Annotated in this window: 13 protein-coding genes and 1 riboswitch; of the genes, 11 read left to right on the forward strand and 2 right to left on the reverse strand. The window is 68.3% G+C overall.

Translation table 11 applies throughout. The annotated features are described in order from the left end of the window. Nucleotides 1–261 precede the first annotated feature (261 nt). The 9 genes from flhB to DID98_RS21470 all read left to right on the forward strand — a co-directional run bounded on the left by flhB (nt 262) and on the right by DID98_RS21470 (nt 11,298). Nucleotides 262–1,461, forward strand: a complete 1,200-nt coding sequence (gene flhB / locus DID98_RS21430) for a flagellar biosynthesis protein FlhB (protein ID WP_124486869.1) — start codon at nt 262–264, stop codon at nt 1,459–1,461. Beyond that, a complete protein-coding gene (gene flhA / locus DID98_RS21435; protein ID WP_124486870.1) occupies nt 1,458–3,560 on the forward strand; it encodes a flagellar biosynthesis protein FlhA in 2,103 nt (700 codons plus the stop codon). Before flhB ends, flhA begins: the two co-directional genes overlap by 4 nt. Continuing rightward, nucleotides 3,557–5,338, forward strand: coding sequence for a flagellar biosynthesis protein FlhF (gene flhF, locus DID98_RS21440; RefSeq protein ID WP_124571388.1), 1,782 nt, complete (start codon nt 3,557–3,559; stop codon nt 5,336–5,338). Before flhA ends, flhF begins: the two co-directional genes overlap by 4 nt. Next, complete coding sequence (locus DID98_RS21445; RefSeq protein ID WP_124486872.1) at nt 5,331–6,149, forward strand: MinD/ParA family protein; 819 nt, start codon at nt 5,331–5,333, stop codon at nt 6,147–6,149. The genes flhF and DID98_RS21445 overlap by 8 nt, the downstream gene beginning before the upstream one ends. 22 nt (nt 6,150–6,171) lie before the next feature. Next, on the forward strand, nt 6,172–6,906 hold the full coding sequence (locus tag DID98_RS21450) for an RNA polymerase sigma factor FliA (RefSeq protein WP_044846366.1): 735 nt from the start codon (nt 6,172–6,174) through the stop codon (nt 6,904–6,906). A gap of 77 nt (nt 6,907–6,983) precedes the next feature. Beyond that, nucleotides 6,984–7,100: riboswitch (S-adenosyl-L-homocysteine riboswitch) on the forward strand. A 34-nt stretch (nt 7,101–7,134) separates the two neighbouring features. Then, nucleotides 7,135–8,553 carry an adenosylhomocysteinase gene (ahcY, locus tag DID98_RS21455; RefSeq protein WP_124486873.1) on the forward strand — a complete coding sequence of 473 codons (1,419 nt, stop codon included), beginning with the start codon at nt 7,135–7,137 and terminating at the stop codon, nt 8,551–8,553. A 173-nt stretch (nt 8,554–8,726) separates the two neighbouring features. Next, nucleotides 8,727–9,080 (forward strand): phage holin family protein, encoded by a 354-nt coding sequence (locus tag DID98_RS21460; RefSeq protein WP_006477367.1) that lies wholly within the window; start codon nt 8,727–8,729, stop codon nt 9,078–9,080. Between the two features lie 24 nt (nt 9,081–9,104). Beyond that, nucleotides 9,105–9,935 (forward strand): methylenetetrahydrofolate reductase [NAD(P)H], encoded by an 831-nt coding sequence (gene metF / locus DID98_RS21465; RefSeq protein ID WP_044846364.1) that lies wholly within the window; start codon nt 9,105–9,107, stop codon nt 9,933–9,935. Nucleotides 9,936–10,077: 142 nt separating this feature from the next. Beyond that, on the forward strand, nt 10,078–11,298 hold the full coding sequence (locus DID98_RS21470) for an ISL3 family transposase (RefSeq protein ID WP_124571389.1): 1,221 nt from the start codon (nt 10,078–10,080) through the stop codon (nt 11,296–11,298). A gap of 48 nt (nt 11,299–11,346) precedes the next feature. On the opposite strand, the gene DID98_RS21475 is transcribed toward DID98_RS21470, so the two are convergent. Together DID98_RS21475 and DID98_RS21480 are read right to left on the reverse strand one after the other, a co-directional pair. Then, a complete protein-coding gene (locus DID98_RS21475) occupies nt 11,347–12,825 on the reverse strand; it encodes an amidase (protein ID WP_124571410.1) in 1,479 nt (492 codons plus the stop codon). Between the two features lie 81 nt (nt 12,826–12,906). Continuing rightward, nucleotides 12,907–13,599, reverse strand: coding sequence for a dienelactone hydrolase family protein (locus DID98_RS21480; RefSeq protein WP_124571390.1), 693 nt, complete (start codon nt 13,597–13,599; stop codon nt 12,907–12,909). 271 nt (nt 13,600–13,870) lie between these two features. On the opposite strand from DID98_RS21480, the gene DID98_RS21485 reads away from it, so the two are divergent. Then, nucleotides 13,871–14,950: a nitronate monooxygenase family protein gene (locus tag DID98_RS21485; protein WP_124571391.1), complete on the forward strand. Its 1,080-nt coding sequence runs from the start codon at nt 13,871–13,873 to the stop codon at nt 14,948–14,950. A 439-nt stretch (nt 14,951–15,389) separates the two neighbouring features. After that, on the forward strand, nt 15,390–16,532 hold the full coding sequence (locus DID98_RS21490; protein WP_044846361.1) for a branched-chain amino acid ABC transporter substrate-binding protein: 1,143 nt from the start codon (nt 15,390–15,392) through the stop codon (nt 16,530–16,532). Nucleotides 16,533–16,537 lie beyond the last annotated feature (5 nt).

The following is a 16,537-nucleotide window of genomic DNA, read 5'->3' on the forward strand; positions in this document are numbered from 1 at the left end:
ACGTCACCACGTCACCGCGCCACCGCGCCACCGCGCCACCGCGCCACCGCGCCACCCCGCCACCCCGCCACCCCGCGAACGCGGTTTCCATCGTCTCCCCGCGCGCCGCACCCGCCCGCCGGCCGTCCGCCGCCCCCGCTCGCCCGATTCCTCGAAATACCCCCCTTTCCAGGCTTTGCTCGACCGATCGGCGTTTGACGGGCGCATGAATAATCGGTGTCACTGGAGAACGGCATTTCGCCGTACCCGACTGGAGGCCCCGTGGCAGACGAGAGCGATCTCGACAGAACCGAAGCCGCCACTCCGAGGCGCCGCGAGAAGGCGCGCGAGGAGGGGCAGGTCGCGCGGTCGCGCGAGCTGGCTTCGTTCGCGCTGCTCGCGGCCGGGTTCTACGGCGCGTGGCTGCTCGCGGGTCCGTCGGGCGCCCACCTCCAGACGATGCTGCGCGGTGCGTTCGCGTTCGATCGCGCGACCGCGTTCGACACGCACCGGATGCTGTCGGCGGCCGGCAGCGCGAGCCTCGAGGGTCTCGCCGCGCTGCTGCCGATCCTGGCGCTCACCGGCCTCGCCGCGCTGCTCGCGCCAATGGCGCTCGGCGGCTGGCTGATCTCGCAGAAGACCTTCGAGCTGAAGTTCGACCGCCTGAACCCGATCTCGGGCCTGGGCCGGATGTTCTCGATCCAGGGGCCGATCCAGCTCGGGATGTCGCTCGCGAAGACGCTCGTCGTCGGCGGGATCGGCGGGATCGCGATCTGGCGCAGCAAGGACGAGCTGCTCGGTCTCGCGACCCAGCCGCTCGGCTCGGCGCTCGCCGATGCGATGCATCTGGTCGCCGTGTGCTGCGGCACGACGGTCGCCGGGATGCTGGTGGTCGCCGCGCTCGATGTGCCTTACCAACTCTGGCAGTACAACAAGAAGTTGCGCATGACGAAGGAAGAAGTGAAGCGCGAGCATCGCGAGAACGAAGGCGATCCGCACGTGAAGGGCCGCATCCGCCAGCAGCAGCGCGCGATCGCGCGGCGCCGGATGATGGCCGCCGTGCCGAAGGCCGACGTAGTCGTCACGAACCCGACCCACTTCGCCGTCGCGCTGCAGTACACGGACGGCGAGATGCGTGCGCCGAAGGTCGTCGCGAAGGGCGTGAACCTCGTCGCCGCGCGCATCCGCGAACTCGCGGCCGAGCACAACGTGCCGCTGCTCGAGGCGCCGCCGCTCGCGCGTGCGCTGTATCACAACGTCGAACTCGAACGCGAGATTCCCGGCTCGCTGTACTCGGCTGTCGCCGAAGTGCTCGCGTGGGTCTACCAGCTCAAGCGTTTCCGCTCGGAAGGCGGCGCCTTCCCGGCCGCGCCGGTCGATCTCGACGTGCCGGCCGACCTCGACAAGGGGTCGTCGGTCGCCGCCGACGACGAGCGTGAAGAAGCCGAAGACACGCTCGGCAAGCAAGGGAACGCAGCATGAGCACCCCGACCACCGGCCTGTTCGCCAAGCGCGCGAACCCGTTCGCGGGCACCAACCTGCGCGCGCTCGCGGGCCCGATCCTCATCTGCATGATCCTGGGGATGATGATCCTGCCGCTGCCGCCGCTGCTGCTGGATCTGCTGTTCACGTTCAACATCGCGCTGTCGGTGATGGTGCTGCTCGTCAGCATGTACACGATGAAGCCGCTCGACTTCGCGGCGTTCCCGAGCGTGCTGCTGTTCTCGACGCTGTTGCGGCTGTCGCTGAACGTCGCGTCGACGCGCGTCGTGCTGCTCGAAGGCCACACCGGCCCCGACGCGGCGGGCCAGGTGATCGAGGCGTTCGGCCACTTCCTCGTCGGCGGCAACTTCGCGGTCGGCATCGTCGTGTTCGTGATCCTGATGATCATCAACTTCATGGTGATCACGAAGGGCGCGGGGCGGATCGCCGAAGTGTCCGCGCGCTTCACGCTCGACGCGATGCCCGGCAAGCAGATGGCGATCGACGCCGACCTGAACGCGGGCCTCATCAACGAGGAACAGGCGCGCAAGCGGCGCCTCGCCGTGTCGCAGGAAGCCGAGTTCTACGGGTCGATGGACGGCGCGTCGAAGTTCGTGCGCGGCGACGCGATCGCGGGCCTGATCATCATGGCGATCAACGTGATCGGCGGGCTGATCGTCGGGATGGTGCAGCACGACATGAGCTTTGCAGCGGCCGGCACCAACTACACGCTGCTGACGATCGGCGACGGCCTCGTCGCGCAGATCCCGTCGCTCGTGATCTCGACCGCGGCCGGCGTGATCGTGTCGCGCGTCGCGACCGACGAGGACATCGGCACGCAGATCACCGGCCAGCTGTTCACCAACCCGCGCGTGCTCAACATCACCGGCGCGATCATCGTGCTGATGGGGCTGATCCCGGGCATGCCGCACGTCGCGTTCCTCGCGCTCGGCGGCGGCGCGATCTGGCTGGCCCGCACGCAGACGCGTCGCGCGGCGGCCCGCGTGGCGGCCGGCGACGTGACCGAGATCGCACCGCCCGCCGCGCTGCCGGGCGACAGCCACGAGGCGACCTGGGACGACGTGCAGCTGATCGATCCGCTCGGCCTCGAAGTCGGCTACCGGCTGATCCCGCTCGTCGACAAGAACAGCGACGGCGAGCTGCTCAAGCGCATCAAGAGCATCCGCAAGAAATTCGCGCAGGAAATCGGCTTCCTGCCGCCGGTGATCCACATCCGCGACAACCTCGAGCTGCGGCCGAACGCATACCGGATCGCGCTGAAGGGCGTCGAGATCGGCACGGGCGAAGTGTTCCCGGGCCAGTGGCTCGCGATCAACCCGGGCCAGGTGACGGCCGCGCTGCCGGGCGCCACGACGCAGGATCCGGCGTTCGGGTTGCCGGCCGTGTGGATCGACGTCGCGATGCGCGAGCAGGCGCAGGTGTACGGCTACACGGTCGTCGATGCGAGCACGGTCGTCGCGACCCACCTGAACCATCTGGTCGTGCAGCACGCGGCCGAGCTGCTCGGCCGCCAGGAAGTGCAGTCGCTCGTCGAGCGCACCGGCAAGGATGCGCCGTCGCTCGTCGAGGACCTCGTGCCGAAGACGATCTCGCTGACGACGCTGCAGAAAGTGCTGCAGAACCTGCTCGAGGAAGGCGTGCCGATCCGCGACATGCGCACGATCCTCGAGGCCGTGTCCGAACACGCGGGCCGCGGCGACGCGTACGAGATCACCGCCGCGGTGCGGCTGTCGCTCGGCCGGGCGATCACGCAGCAGTGGTATCCGGGCGCGGGCGAGATGCAGGTGATGGGCCTCGATTCGAATCTCGAGCGCGTGCTGTCGCAGGCGCTCGCCACCGGCGCGAACCCGGGCCTCGAACCCGGCCTCGCGCACAACCTTCTGACCGGCACGCAGCAAGCGATGCTGCGTCAACAGAATCTCGGGCTGCCGCCCGTGCTGCTGGTGCAGCACGCGCTGCGCGCGATGCTCGCGCGTTTCCTGCGCCGCAGCCTGCCGCAACTGAAAGTGCTGTCGTATGCCGAAGTGCCGGACACGCGCACGATCAAAGTCGTTAACGTCATCGGGGGTTCCGCTTGAACATTCGCAAATTCACCGGCGCGACCAGCCGCGACGCGCTCCGCCTCGTGCGCGAGGCACTGGGTGCCGACGCCGTCGTGCTGTCGAACCGCACGCTCGATGACGGCAGTGTCGAAATCGTCGCGCTCGCCGATTCGGATCTCGCCGCGGTCGCGCCGCCGGCCGCGGCCCGGGCGCGCAGCCTTCCGCCGCGCACGCCGGAATCCGTGCCGGCCGCAGCCGTGCCGGGCATCGTGTCGCGCCCGGGTGCCGGGCTCGCGCGCCCGGCCGTCAATCCGTATGCGGCAGGCGAGGGTGGGCTCCCGGACGTGTTTTCCTCGGTGTTCGGCGCGCGCGCCGAAGCGACGGAGCCGGCCGCGGAACCGACCGCCTTCGACGCGGATGCCGACGCGCACGCAACGGCCGCGGCATCGGTTGCGCCCGTTGCGCCGATCACCGCTGCCGGCACGCCGTCGGCAGCGTCCGAACCCGCGCCGTGGCTCGTCGAGCACGCGAAACGCCTGACCCAGCAGCGCGAAGCGCTGATCGCCCGCGCGCAGGCCGCGCCGGCCGCCCCGCAAGCGCCGGCCCGCACGCAGCAGGACGCCGCACCCGCGACGCCGGCCGCCTGGGCGCGCGACATCGTGCGCGACGCCGAGCGCCGGATGCCGCCGGCCGCTGCCGCGACGGCCCGTCAGGGCGAAACGGGCGCCGCGAAGCCGGCCGAACGCACGCGCCTGTCCGCCGAGGCCGCCGCCGCGGTGGCCGACGCGGTGAAGACGCGCGTCGAGAGCATCGTCAACGACACGGTGATGCACGAGCTCGGCGCGATGCGCGGGATGATGGAAGCGCAGTTCGACAGCCTGATGTGGCACGACCGCCAGCGCCGCAGCCCGGTGCACGGCGCGCTGACCCGGCACCTGTTCTCGGCCGGCTTCTCCGCGCAGCTGGTGCGCATGCTGGTCGACAACCTGCCGTCCGGCGACGGCGCGCAGACCTTCGAGCAGGCCGCCGACTGGGCGCAGTCGGTGCTCGCGGCGAACCTGCCGGTGCTCGAGAGCGAAGACGCGCTGATGGAGCGCGGCGGCGTGTTCGCGCTGATGGGGCCGACCGGCGTCGGCAAGACGACCACCACCGCGAAGCTCGCCGCGCGCTGCGTGATGCGCTTCGGCGCGAGCAAGGTCGCGCTGCTGACCACCGACAGCTACCGGATCGGCGGCCACGAGCAGCTGCGCATCTTCGGCAAGATCCTCGGCGTCCCCGTGCATGCGGTGAAGGATGCGGGTGATCTCGAGCTCGCGCTGTCCGAGCTGCGCAACAAGCACATCGTGCTGATCGACACGATCGGCATGAGCCAGCGCGACCGCGCGCTGTCCGACCAGATCGCGATGCTGCACGGTGCGAACGCGCCGGTGCAGCGCCTGCTGCTGCTCAACGCGACGAGCCACGGCGACACGCTCAACGAGGTCGTCCAGGCCTACCGCAGCGCGGCCGACCATCCGCACGCGGCACACCCCGATCTCGCCGGCTGCATCCTGACCAAGCTCGACGAGGCGACCCACCTCGGCGGCGTGCTCGACACGGTGATCCGCTACAAGCTGCCGGTCCACTACGTGTCGACCGGCCAGAAGGTGCCGGAGAACCTGTACGTCGCGTCGACCAAATTCCTGCTGAAGAGCGCGTTCTGTGTGCCGCGCGACGGCTCGCCCTTCGTGCCGCAAGACGAAGACATGCCGACGCTGCTGTCCGCACTGACCGCACGTTCCACCGCCGAGCTGCACGAGGTGCGATTTGGATAAACGGATCATCGATCAGGCCGAAGGGCTGCGGCGCCTGCTGGCCGGGCGCGCGTCGCGCATCGTCGCAGTGACGGGCGGGCCGGCGGGCGTCGGCTGCACGTCCACCGTCGTGAACCTCGCGGCGGCGCTGACCGCGCTCGGCAAGGACGTGCTCGTCGTCGACGAGCGCGCCGACGTGCACTCGGCCACGGCGACGCTCGCGGGCGCGTGGCTGCGCGACGGCGAACGCACGCGCGTCGCCGCCGGCTTCGGCCTGTGCGCGGCCGCGCGGCTCGCACGCGACGGCTACGACGATACGGAACTGAGCGACTTCGTCGACGGCCAGGCCGACATCGTGCTGGTCGACGCGCAGCTCGGCGCCGACGGCGGGTTCTCCGCGCTCGCGCGCGAGGCGCACGACGTGCTGATCGTCACGCGGGTCGCCGCGCAGGCGATCACCGAGGCGTACGCGTGCATGAAGCGGCTGCATTTCGCGCACGCGGTCGCGCAGTTCCGCGTGCTGACCAATCACGTCGGCAGCCACGCCGACGCGAGGACCGCATTCGACAACCTCGCGGGCGTCGCGAGCCGCTACCTGACGGTGTCGATCGCCGACGCCGGCTGCGTGAACGCCGATCCGCTCGTCGAGCATGCGCGCGACCTGATGCATACCGCGGTCGACGCGTTTCCGTCGTCGGCCGCCGCGCGCGATTACCGGCAGATTGCCGCCGACCTGCTGTACTGGCCGATGCGCCCGGGCACGGGCGCGGGGCGCGCCGTGCATGCGGGCGGCAAGCCGTCTTACGAGGCGGGTGCGGCGCACGCCGCGTGAGCGCCACCGCAAGGAGAGAGCCATGATGTACAACGCTCAGGGAAAGATGACCCAGGCCGACGTGCTCGCGCAATACGCGCCGCTCGTGCGGCGCCTGGGGCTGCAGCTCGTCGCGAAGATGCCGGCGAGCGTCGACCTCGACGACCTGATCCAGGCCGGCATGATCGGCCTGATGGACGCGGCCGGCCGCTACAAGGAAGACCAGGGCGCGCAGTTCGAGACCTACGCGACCCAGCGCATCCGCGGCGCGATGCTCGACGAGCTGCGCAGCAACGACTGGCTGCCGCGCAGCCTGCGCAAGACGTCACGCGAGGTCGAGCACGCGGTGCACCAGGTCGAGCAGCAGCTCGGCCGCTCGGCGAGCGAGACCGAGATCGCGCAGCACCTGAAGATGCCGCTCGACGAATACCAGGGGATGCTGCAGGACCTGCACGGCAGCCAGCTCATCTATTACGAGGATTTCGACCGCGCAGCCGACGACGAGCCGTTCCTCGACCGCTATCGCGTCGATCATGCCGATCCGCTGTCGGCGCTGCTCGACGACCACCTGCGCGAGGCGCTCGTCGACGCGATCGACCGGCTGCCCGAGCGCGAGAAGCTGCTGATGTCGCTGTACTACGAGCGCGGGCTGAACCTGCGCGAGATCGGCGCGGTGCTCGAAGTCAGCGAGTCGCGCGTGTGCCAGCTGCACAGCCAGGCCGTCGCGCGCCTGCGCGCGCGGTTGCGCGAACAGGCTTGGGTCGGCGCGGAAAACTGACCCTTTCATTGCGCCCACGCGCGCCGATGCCGCGCGCGGCGCGCATTTCCCGCGCCGATTTGCTACAATCCCTCCCGTTTTCCGAGGAGCGTTGCGACGGACCATCCTGCGTCCGCCAGGCTCGGAAAGCTTCACCAAGCAGCCGTGCGGCGATATTTGCACCGGCCCCGCTTCCTGAACGGCGCTCACGTCACCAATTTCTAGAACTTTTTTAGAAAGGAGGGCGTGATGAACGCCATTATCGATTCCCAGGCTTCCAAGGATTACATCGTCGCCGACATGGCGCTTGCCGGCTGGGGCCGCAAGGAACTGAACATCGCCGAGACCGAAATGCCGGGCCTCGTGCAGATCCGCGACGAATACAAGGCGCAGCAGCCGCTGAAGGGCGCGCGCATCGCCGGTTCGCTGCACATGACGATCCAGACCGGCGTGCTGATCGAGACGCTGAAGGCGCTCGGCGCGGACGTGCGCTGGGCGTCGTGCAACATCTTCTCGACGCAGGACCATGCCGCGGCCGCGATCGTCGAAGCCGGCACGCCGGTGTTCGCGTTCAAGGGCGAGTCGCTCGACGAATACTGGGAGTTCTCGCACCGCATCTTCGAATGGCCGAACGGCGAATTCGCGAACATGATCCTGGACGACGGCGGCGACGCAACGCTGCTGCTGATCCTCGGCTCGAAGGCCGAGAAGGACCGTTCGGTGATCGCGAAGCCGACCAACGAGGAAGAAGTCGCGCTGTACAAGTCGATCGCGAAGCACCTCGACGCGGACCCGACCTGGTACTCGACGCGCCTCGCGCACATCAAGGGCGTGACCGAAGAAACCACGACCGGCGTGCACCGCCTGTACCAGATGGAAAAGGACGGCCGCCTGCCGTTCCCGGCGTTCAACGTGAACGACTCGGTCACGAAGTCGAAGTTCGACAACCTGTACGGCTGCCGCGAATCGCTCGTCGACGGCATCAAGCGCGCGACCGACGTGATGATCGCGGGCAAGGTCGCGGTCGTCGCGGGCTACGGCGACGTGGGCAAGGGCTGCGCGCAGTCGCTGCGCGGCCTGGGCGCGACCGTGTGGGTCACCGAAATCGACCCGATCTGCGCGCTGCAGGCGGCGATGGAAGGCTACCGCGTCGTGACGATGGAATACGCGGCCGACAAGGCCGACATCTTCGTGACGGCGACCGGCAACTACCACGTGATCAACCACGATCACATGAAGGCGATGCGCCACAACGCGATCGTCTGCAACATCGGCCACTTCGACTCGGAAATCGATGTCGCGTCGACCCGCCAGTACCAGTGGGAAAACATCAAGCCGCAGGTCGACCACATCATCTTCCCGGACGGCAAGCGCGTGATCCTGCTGGCCGAAGGCCGCCTCGTGAACCTCGGCTGCGCGACCGGCCACCCGTCGTTCGTGATGTCGAACTCGTTCGCGAACCAGACGCTCGCGCAGATCGAGCTGTTCGTGCGCGGCAACGAGTACGAGAACAAGGTGTACGTGCTGCCGAAGCACCTCGATGAGAAGGTCGCGCGCCTGCACCTCGCGCGCATCGGCGCGAACCTGTCCGTGCTGTCGGACGAGCAGGCTGCGTACATCGGCGTGCAGAAGGACGGCCCGTTCAAGCCGAACCACTACCGCTACTGATGCGCCGCCGCCGCCGTGCCGCGTGCGTCCCGCATCGGGCGGGCGCGGTACGGCGGCACGGTGCCGGATCGCCGGCCGTCGCGTCATGTCCGCCGCTGCGCGGGCACGCGTGGCGGCCGGCGGCGGTCACCGAGCATTGACCGACCAGATCGACAACCGAACCGGAGCCCTCCATGAGCGTCATCCTCACCTGGGTCATCAACGCCCTCGCGCTGCTGATCATCACGTACCTCGTGCCGTCGATCCACATCAAGAGCTTCGGCACCGCGCTGATCATCGCGGTCGTGCTGGGCCTGATCAACACGGTGATCCGGCCGGTGCTGATCCTGCTGACGCTGCCCGTCACGATCGTCACGCTCGGGGTGTTCATCCTCGTCGTGAACGCGCTGTGCTTCTGGTTCGCGTCGTCGCTGCTGAAGGGGTTCGAGGTGTCGGGTTTCTGGTCGGCGTTCTTCGGTTCGATCCTGTACAGCATCGTGTCGTGGCTGCTGTCCGCGCTGATCTTCGGGCAGCGCGACATCGGCTGACGGCCGGGCTCACTCTTGCGAATCATGAAACCGATCGAACTCTCGTTTGAATTCTTCCCGCCGAAGACGGCGGAGGGCGTCGAGAAGCTGCGCGCGACGCGTGCGCAGCTGCTGCCGCTGAAGCCGAAATTCGTCTCCGTGACGTTCGGCGCCGGCGGCTCGACGCAGCAGGGCACGCTCGATACCGTGCTCGACATGCAGAAGGACGGCCTCGAGGCCGCGCCGCACCTGTCGTGCATCGGCTCGTCGCGCGACAACCTGCGCGCGATCCTCGACCAGTACCGCTCGCACGGCATCCGGCATATCGTCGCGCTGCGCGGCGACCTGCCGTCGGGGATGGGCGCGGTCGGCGAGCTGCGTTATGCGTCCGAGCTCGTCAGCTTCATCCGCGCCGAGCATGGCGACTGGTTCCACATCGAAGTCGCCGGCTATCCGGAATACCACCCGCAATCGCGCTCGCCGAAGGCCGACCTCGAGAACTTCGCGCGCAAGGTGAAAGCCGGCGCGAATTCCGCGATCACGCAATACTTCTTCAATGCCGACGCGTATTTCCGCTTCGTCGAGGATGCGCGCAAGCTGGGGGTGGACGTGCCGATCGTGCCGGGCATCATGCCGATCACGAACTTCTCGCAGCTGATGCGCTTCTCGGAAATGTGCGGCGCGGAAGTGCCGCGCTGGGTCGCGCGCCGGCTCGAGAGCTTCGGCGACGATCGCGACGCGATCCGTGCGTTCGGCGCGGACGTCGTCACGAGCCTGTGCCAGCGCCTGATCGACGCGGGCGTGCCGGGCCTGCACTTCTATACGCTGAACGCGGCGGCCGCGACGCGGACTATCTGCGAACGGCTCTCCATGTAAGCGTCATCACGCGGTTGCATGCGTCGAAAGCCCCGCCGGCAAAACCGGCTGGGCTTTTTTTTGGTTCATCGCAGGAAACCGTGGAGGGTTTGAGAGCGATTGCGTAACCTGACGCCTGACTTTAAGGACGTCAGGAGAGTAATTGCTCGATCGCAAGGCACTTCAGGCACTGGGCTGCTGGACAGGTTACCGGCTGGAGCGTGTGGAATGGCCGGAAGGCGAAGGTCGTACGCTGTCGCTGTATTTGAAGCCGGTCAGCAAGATCATGTACTGCGAGCAATGCGGGGCACGCTGCCAGCAGATCCACGAGACGACGGTTCGTCGGGTGCGTGACTTGCCGCTATTCGAATACCGGGTGGTGTTGCATGTGCCTCGTCGCCGGGTCTGGTGCGAACGCTGCGGCGGCCCGCGACTGGAGAAGCTGGCGTGGTTGGGCCGTTACCAGCGAGTGACGGAGCGCTTCGCCAAGGCTTGCGAGAAACTGCTGCAAGCGGCCAGCGTACAGGCGGTGGCGGCCTTCTACGATCTGGGCTGGCACACGGTCAAATCGATCGACAAGATGCGCCTGCGGGCGCGCGTGAGCGAGCCCGATTGGTCAACGATCCGCTATCTGGCGATGGACGAGTTCGCGCTGCATAAAGGTCATCGCTACGCCACGGTGGTGGTCGACCCGATCAGCCGGCAAGTACTCTGGATCGGACCGGGACGCTCGCGTGAGACGGCCCGGGCCTTCTTCGAACAGCTTCCCGAAGGCGCGGCCAAGCGTATCGAAGCGGTCGCGATCGACATGACCACGGCCTATGAACTCGAAATCAGGGAACAGTGTCCGCAGGCGGAAATCGTCTTCGACCTGTACCACGTGGTGGCCAAGTACGGCCGCGAAGTGATCGATCGGGTGCGGGTCGATCAGGCCAATCAACTCCGACATGACAAGCCAGCCCGCAAGGTTCTGAAGTCCAGCCGCTGGCTGTTGCTGCGCAACCGCCACAACCTCAAGCCGGATCAGGCCGTGCACCTGAAGGAATTGCTGGCGGCCAATCAGGCGCTGTTATGCGTCTACGTGTTACGCGACGAACTCAAGCGGCTCTGGTTCTACCGAAAGCGGGCCTGGGCGCAAAAGGCTTGGGAGCAATGGTTCGAGCAGGCTCAACAAAGCGGGATCGCTGCCCTGCAAAAGTTCGCCGAGCGCCTGCAGGGCTACTGGCACGGCATCGTGACTCGCTGCCGCCATCCGCTCAATACCAGCATCGTTGAAGGCATCAACAACACCATCAAGGTCATCAAGCGTCGGGCTTACGGGTACCGCGACGACGAATACTTCTTCCTCAAGATTCGCGCCGCGTTCCCCGGTAATCCTCGATGAACCTTTTTTTTCGCTGCCGGTCGGCGCGGTCCGCCCGCCGCGCCTGCGTCAGCGCTGCGCCTGCATCAGCGGCGGGCGCCGGTCGAACCACGGCCGCGCCTGTTCGAGCTGGCGCGCGAGTCTCAGCAGCAACGCATCGTCGGCGTGGCGCGCGACGAACTGCACGCCGATCGGCAGCCCGCGCGCGTTCCACCAGAGCGGCACCGACATCGCCGGCTGACCCGTCAGGTTGAACAGCTCGGTGCAGCCGGCCCACGCGAACGCCTTCTCCGACGCCTTCGCGAGCATCTCGCGCAGCAGCGGTTTCACCGGCAGCGCGCCGAGCAGCTTCATCTGCGCGGCTTCGAGCGGCGTCGGCTGCAGCTCGCCGATCTTGACCGGCGGCCCCGCGAGCGTCGCGCACAGGATCGCGTCGTAGCGCGACACGAGGCCCGCGACCTGCACGGTGAGCTGGCGCTGCCATTCGAGCACGTCCGGCAGGCGCGCGCGGGCGACGCGCCTGCCGACGACGGCCATCGCCCACGTCGCCGGCTCGAACTCCGCGCGCTTCGGCGTGCGTCCGGTCAGCGCGCGCGCCCCCAGCACCAGCTCCTCGGCGATCGTCGCCCATAGCGTGAGAAAGGTTTCGGCCGCGCGCGCGTAGTCGATGTTCAGCGTCGCCGGTTCGACGTGATGGCCGAGCGATTCGACCAGCGCGGCCGCGTCGTCGAGCGCCGCGCGCGTGTCGCCGGCGAGCGCCGGCGCGAGCATCGGGTCGACGACGAGGCCGATCCGCAGCGGGCCGGGCGGCGCGTCGAGCGCGCCCAGAAAGGTGCCGGGCGCGCCGGGCGGCAGCGTCTGGCCGGTCGTCACGTCGAGCAGCAGCGCACTGTCGCGCACGCTGCGCGACACCGCATGCTGGACGACCAGCTCGCCGTTCGAAGGCAGGTCGACCAGCACCGGATTGCGGCTCGGCTTCAGGCCGAACAGCCCGCAGCACGACGCGGGGATCCGGATCGAGCCGCCGCCGTCGGACGCATGCGCGAGCGGCACGATGCCGGCCGCGACGGCCGCGGCCGCGCCGCCGCTCGAGCCGCCGGGCGTGTGATCGATGTCCCACGGATTGCGGCACGCGCCGAACAGCTCGGGTTCGGTGTACGGCATCTGGCCGATTTCCGACGTGTTGGTCTTGCCGAACACGTTGAGCCCGGCCGCGCGGCTGCGCGCGATCAGCGGCGAATCGTCGGCGGGGGCGAAGTAGCGGTAGTGCCGGCTGCCCATCGACAGCGGCAGCCCGGCGACCGCCGCGCCCAGATCCTTGACGAGATACGGGACGCCCGCGAACGGCGCGTCGGTGCCGGTGTCGCCGGCCTGCTCGGCCCGCTTGCGCGCGGCGTCGTAGTCCTGCAGCACGATCGCGTTGATCGCGCCGTTCACCGCCTCGGCCTGGCCGATCGCGGCGTCGAGCAGTTCGCGCGGGCTCGCCTTGCGTTCGCGCACGAGCGTGGCGAGGCCGATCGCGTCATGCGCGAGATAGTCCGAGTGCATCGCGGTCACCCCCGTTGTGACTCGTGGCGATGAAAGGAGGATAACGCGGGCCCGGCGCGCCGGACCCGCCGCCGGCGGCCTTTACAGGTGTTCGGCGAGGAACGTCAGCGTGCGGCCGTGCGCGAGCGCCGCGGCGCGCTGGTTGTACGACGCGCGGTCGGTGCAGTTGAAGCCGTGCTCGGCGCCCGGGTACAGGTGGAACGACGCGTTGTGGCGGCCCGCGAACGCGGCCTTCACCTGCTCGACGGCGGCGAGCGGGATCGCGTGGTCGTTCTCCGCGTAGTGGAACAGGATCGGCTGCGTGATCTTGCCGGCGAGTTCGAGCGCATTCTGGATGCCGCCGCCGTAGTAGGCGACCGCCGCATCGACCTTGCCGGCCGTGGCCGCGCGGTACGCGAGCTGGCCGCCGAAGCAGTAGCCGATCGCGGCGACCTTGCCGGCGACTTCGGGGCGCGCGCGCAACGCGTCGGCGGCCGCGCCGATGTCCGCGACCGCGAGGCCGACGTCGGTCTTCTTCATCAGCTCGATGCCCTTGTCGCGATCGGCGCCTTCGTAGGTCAGTTCGACGCGCGGCTGCGTGCGCCAGAACACGTCCGGCGCGAGCGCGACGAAGCCGTCGGCCGCGTACTGGTCGGCGACCGCGCGAATGTGCGCGTTCACGCCGAAGATTTCCTGGATGATGATGACGGCGGGGCCCTTGCCGCGCTTGGGCAGCGCGAGATAGCCGCCGAAGCTGTCGTTACCGGTCGGGATGTCGATCCATTGGGCTGTCACGATTTGAACTCCTGGCGAACGGGCGCGCGACATGCGCGCCGCGGATGGAAATGGAGGCGGCCCAGTGTGCCACCAATCCCCGGACGCTGCAGCGCGCGCAAGCGGCGCGCCGGCCGGGTATGCGCGGCTCGAACCCGCGTGCCGAACCCGCTTCTCGCGCAGCGATCGTTTCGATCTCGATTATTCATTTTTCGGCGGCGTGCGGCTTCGATAGAGTCGACGTGTCGGCCTTTACAAAGCGCTTTCGCGCATCGCCCCCGAAGGATTCGCCATGCCAGCCCGTGCATTTTCCACCCCGTTTTCCGAACGCTTCGGCCTGCGCCTGCCGCTCGTGCAGGCGCCGATGGTCGGCGCGACCACGGCCGCGATGGTCGCGGGCGCGTCCAACGCCGGCGCGCTCGGCAGTCTCGGCGCCGGCGCGTTCGAGCCGGACCGTCTCGCGACCGAAGTCACCGCGATTCGCGCGGCGACTTCGCGTCCGTTCGCCGTGAACCTGTTCGTGTTGCCCGACGCCGCGCCCGACGCGGCGACCGTCGCTCGCGCGCTCGCCGCGATCGATCCGTTGAACGCGACGCTCGGGCTGCCGCCGGGCAGCACGCCCGCGCGTTACGCGCCCGACTTCCGCGCGCAGCTCGACGCGCTCGTCGCGCTGCGCGTGCCGGTCGCGAGTTTCACGTTCGGCGTGCTCGACGCTGCGGACGTCGCGCGCCTGAAGGCCGCCGGCACTTACGTGATCGGCACCGCGACGCACGTCGCCGAAGGGCTCGCGTGGCGGGCGGCCGGCGCCGACGCGCTGTCCGCGCAGGGCGCCGAAGCCGGCGGCCATCGCGGTACCTTCATCGGCCCGGCCGACGATGCGCTGATCGGCACGCTCGCGCTGGTGCCGCAGCTCGTCGATGCGACCGGGCTGCCCGTGCTCGCCGCGGGCGGCATCATGGACGGCCGCGGGATCGCCGCCGCGCTCGCGCTCGGCGCGCAGGGCGCGCAGCTCGGCACCGCGTTCCTGACGTGTGCGGAAAGCGCGATCGCGGCGGACTGGAAGGCGCGGCTGCTCGCGAGCGCCGATACGTCGACGCAGGTCACGCGCGCGATCACCGGCCGCCATGCGCGTGGCTTGCGCAATGCGCTGATGATGCGGCTCGGCGAACGCGTGGCCGATGCCGCGCCGTATCCGGTGCAGAACGCGCTGACCCAGCCGCTGCGCCAGGCCGCCGCGCGCGCGAATGACGGCGACTACCTGTCGCTGTGGGCCGGGCAGGGCGCGCCGCTTGCCAGGCGGCGCGACGCCGCGCTGACGACGTCGCAGCTCGTCGACGCGCTCGACGCCGAATGGCGCGCGGTGCCTGCGTAAACGATTCGACGGCCGCCGGAGCGGCTCGCGTCGGCACACGAAACGCGCGCGTTGTCACGCGCGTTTCATTCAACGATCCCGCGCACAAAATACCGAATCGAAATGACACGGGAATGCTTTAAATCAACCTTTCGCCAGGCCGCGTGGAACTAGCGGAAACCCTTATCCGGCGGGGCTTGCGGCGACATTCGAGCAGTCATTCCAAAGCGCCCGTATCGGTAGTGTTACCACTACCCCAAAAAAGTCCCACAAATTAATTTGATCACCTACACTTGCGCGCAAGTACGGGCGGGCGGCTGCTAAAAGCGGTTGCTTCCCACGTGCTTGAGGCCAAGTGCATGAACGATGCAACCGGCGAATCGTCCAGTGAATGCAAACACAGGGATGGCAGCGGGGCACCGGGCGATGGCGTTTATTGGGACCGAAACTGGAGACTTACATGAATATCAAGATGCAAAAGCTGTTGCCTATCACCGCAGCGGCGATGCTGTGCGTTGCAGCGGCAAGCAACGCGGCCGCCGATCAAGTCGTCAAGATCGGCCACGTCGCGCCCTTGACGGGCGGTATTGCACACCTGGGCAAGGACAACGAAAACGGTGCACGTCTCGCAGTCGAGGAGATCAACGCCAAGGGTCTCACGATCGGCGGCCAGAAAATCACGCTGCAACTCGACGCGCAGGATGACGCGGCCGACCCGCGCCAGGCCACGCAGGTTGCGCAGAAGCTCGTCGACGACAAGGTCGTCGCGGTGGTCGGCCACCTGAACTCGGGCACGTCGATCCCGGCCTCGAAGATCTACAGCGATTCGGGCATCGTGCAGATCTCGCCGTCGGCGACCAACCCGGCGTACACGCAGCAAGGCTTCAAGACCACGTATCGCGTGGTGGCGACCGATGCGCAGCAAGGCCCGGCACTCGCGAACTACGCGCACTCGAAGGGCATCAAGAGCGTCGCGGTGGTCGACGATTCGACCGCCTACGGCCAGGGTCTCGCGAACGAGTTCGAGAAGAAGGCGAAGGCGCTCGGCCTGAAGGTGATGTCGCACGACGCGACCAACGACAAGGCGGTCGACTTCCGCGCGATTCTGACCAAGATCAAGGGCGAGAACCCGGACGCGATCATGTACGGCGGCATGGACGCCACCGGCGGCCCGTTCGCGAAACAGGCGAAGCAGCTCGGCCTGCGCGCGAAGATCCTCGCGGGCGACGGCGTGTGCACGGAGAAGCTGGCCGACCTGGCCGGCGATGCGACCGACAACGTCGTGTGCTCGGAAGCCGGTGCTTCGCTCGAGAAGATGGCGGGCGGCGCGGCGTTCAAGGCGAAGTACGAGAAGCGCTTCGGCCAGCCGATCCAGATCTACGCACCGTTCACGTACGACGCCGTGTACATCATCGTCGATGCGATGAAGCGCTCGAACTCGACGGATCCGGCGAAGATTCTCGCTGCGATGCCGGCGACGAACTACTCGGGCGTGATCGGCACGACGACCTTCGACTCGAAGGGCGACCTGCAGCACGGCGTGATCTCGCTGTACAACTACAAGAGCGGCAAGAAGACGCTGCTCGACGAAGTGAAGATGTAAGCTGA

It is taken from the genome of Burkholderia sp. Bp8984, assembly GCF_003853755.1.
Taxonomy (GTDB): Bacteria; Pseudomonadota; Gammaproteobacteria; order Burkholderiales; family Burkholderiaceae; genus Burkholderia.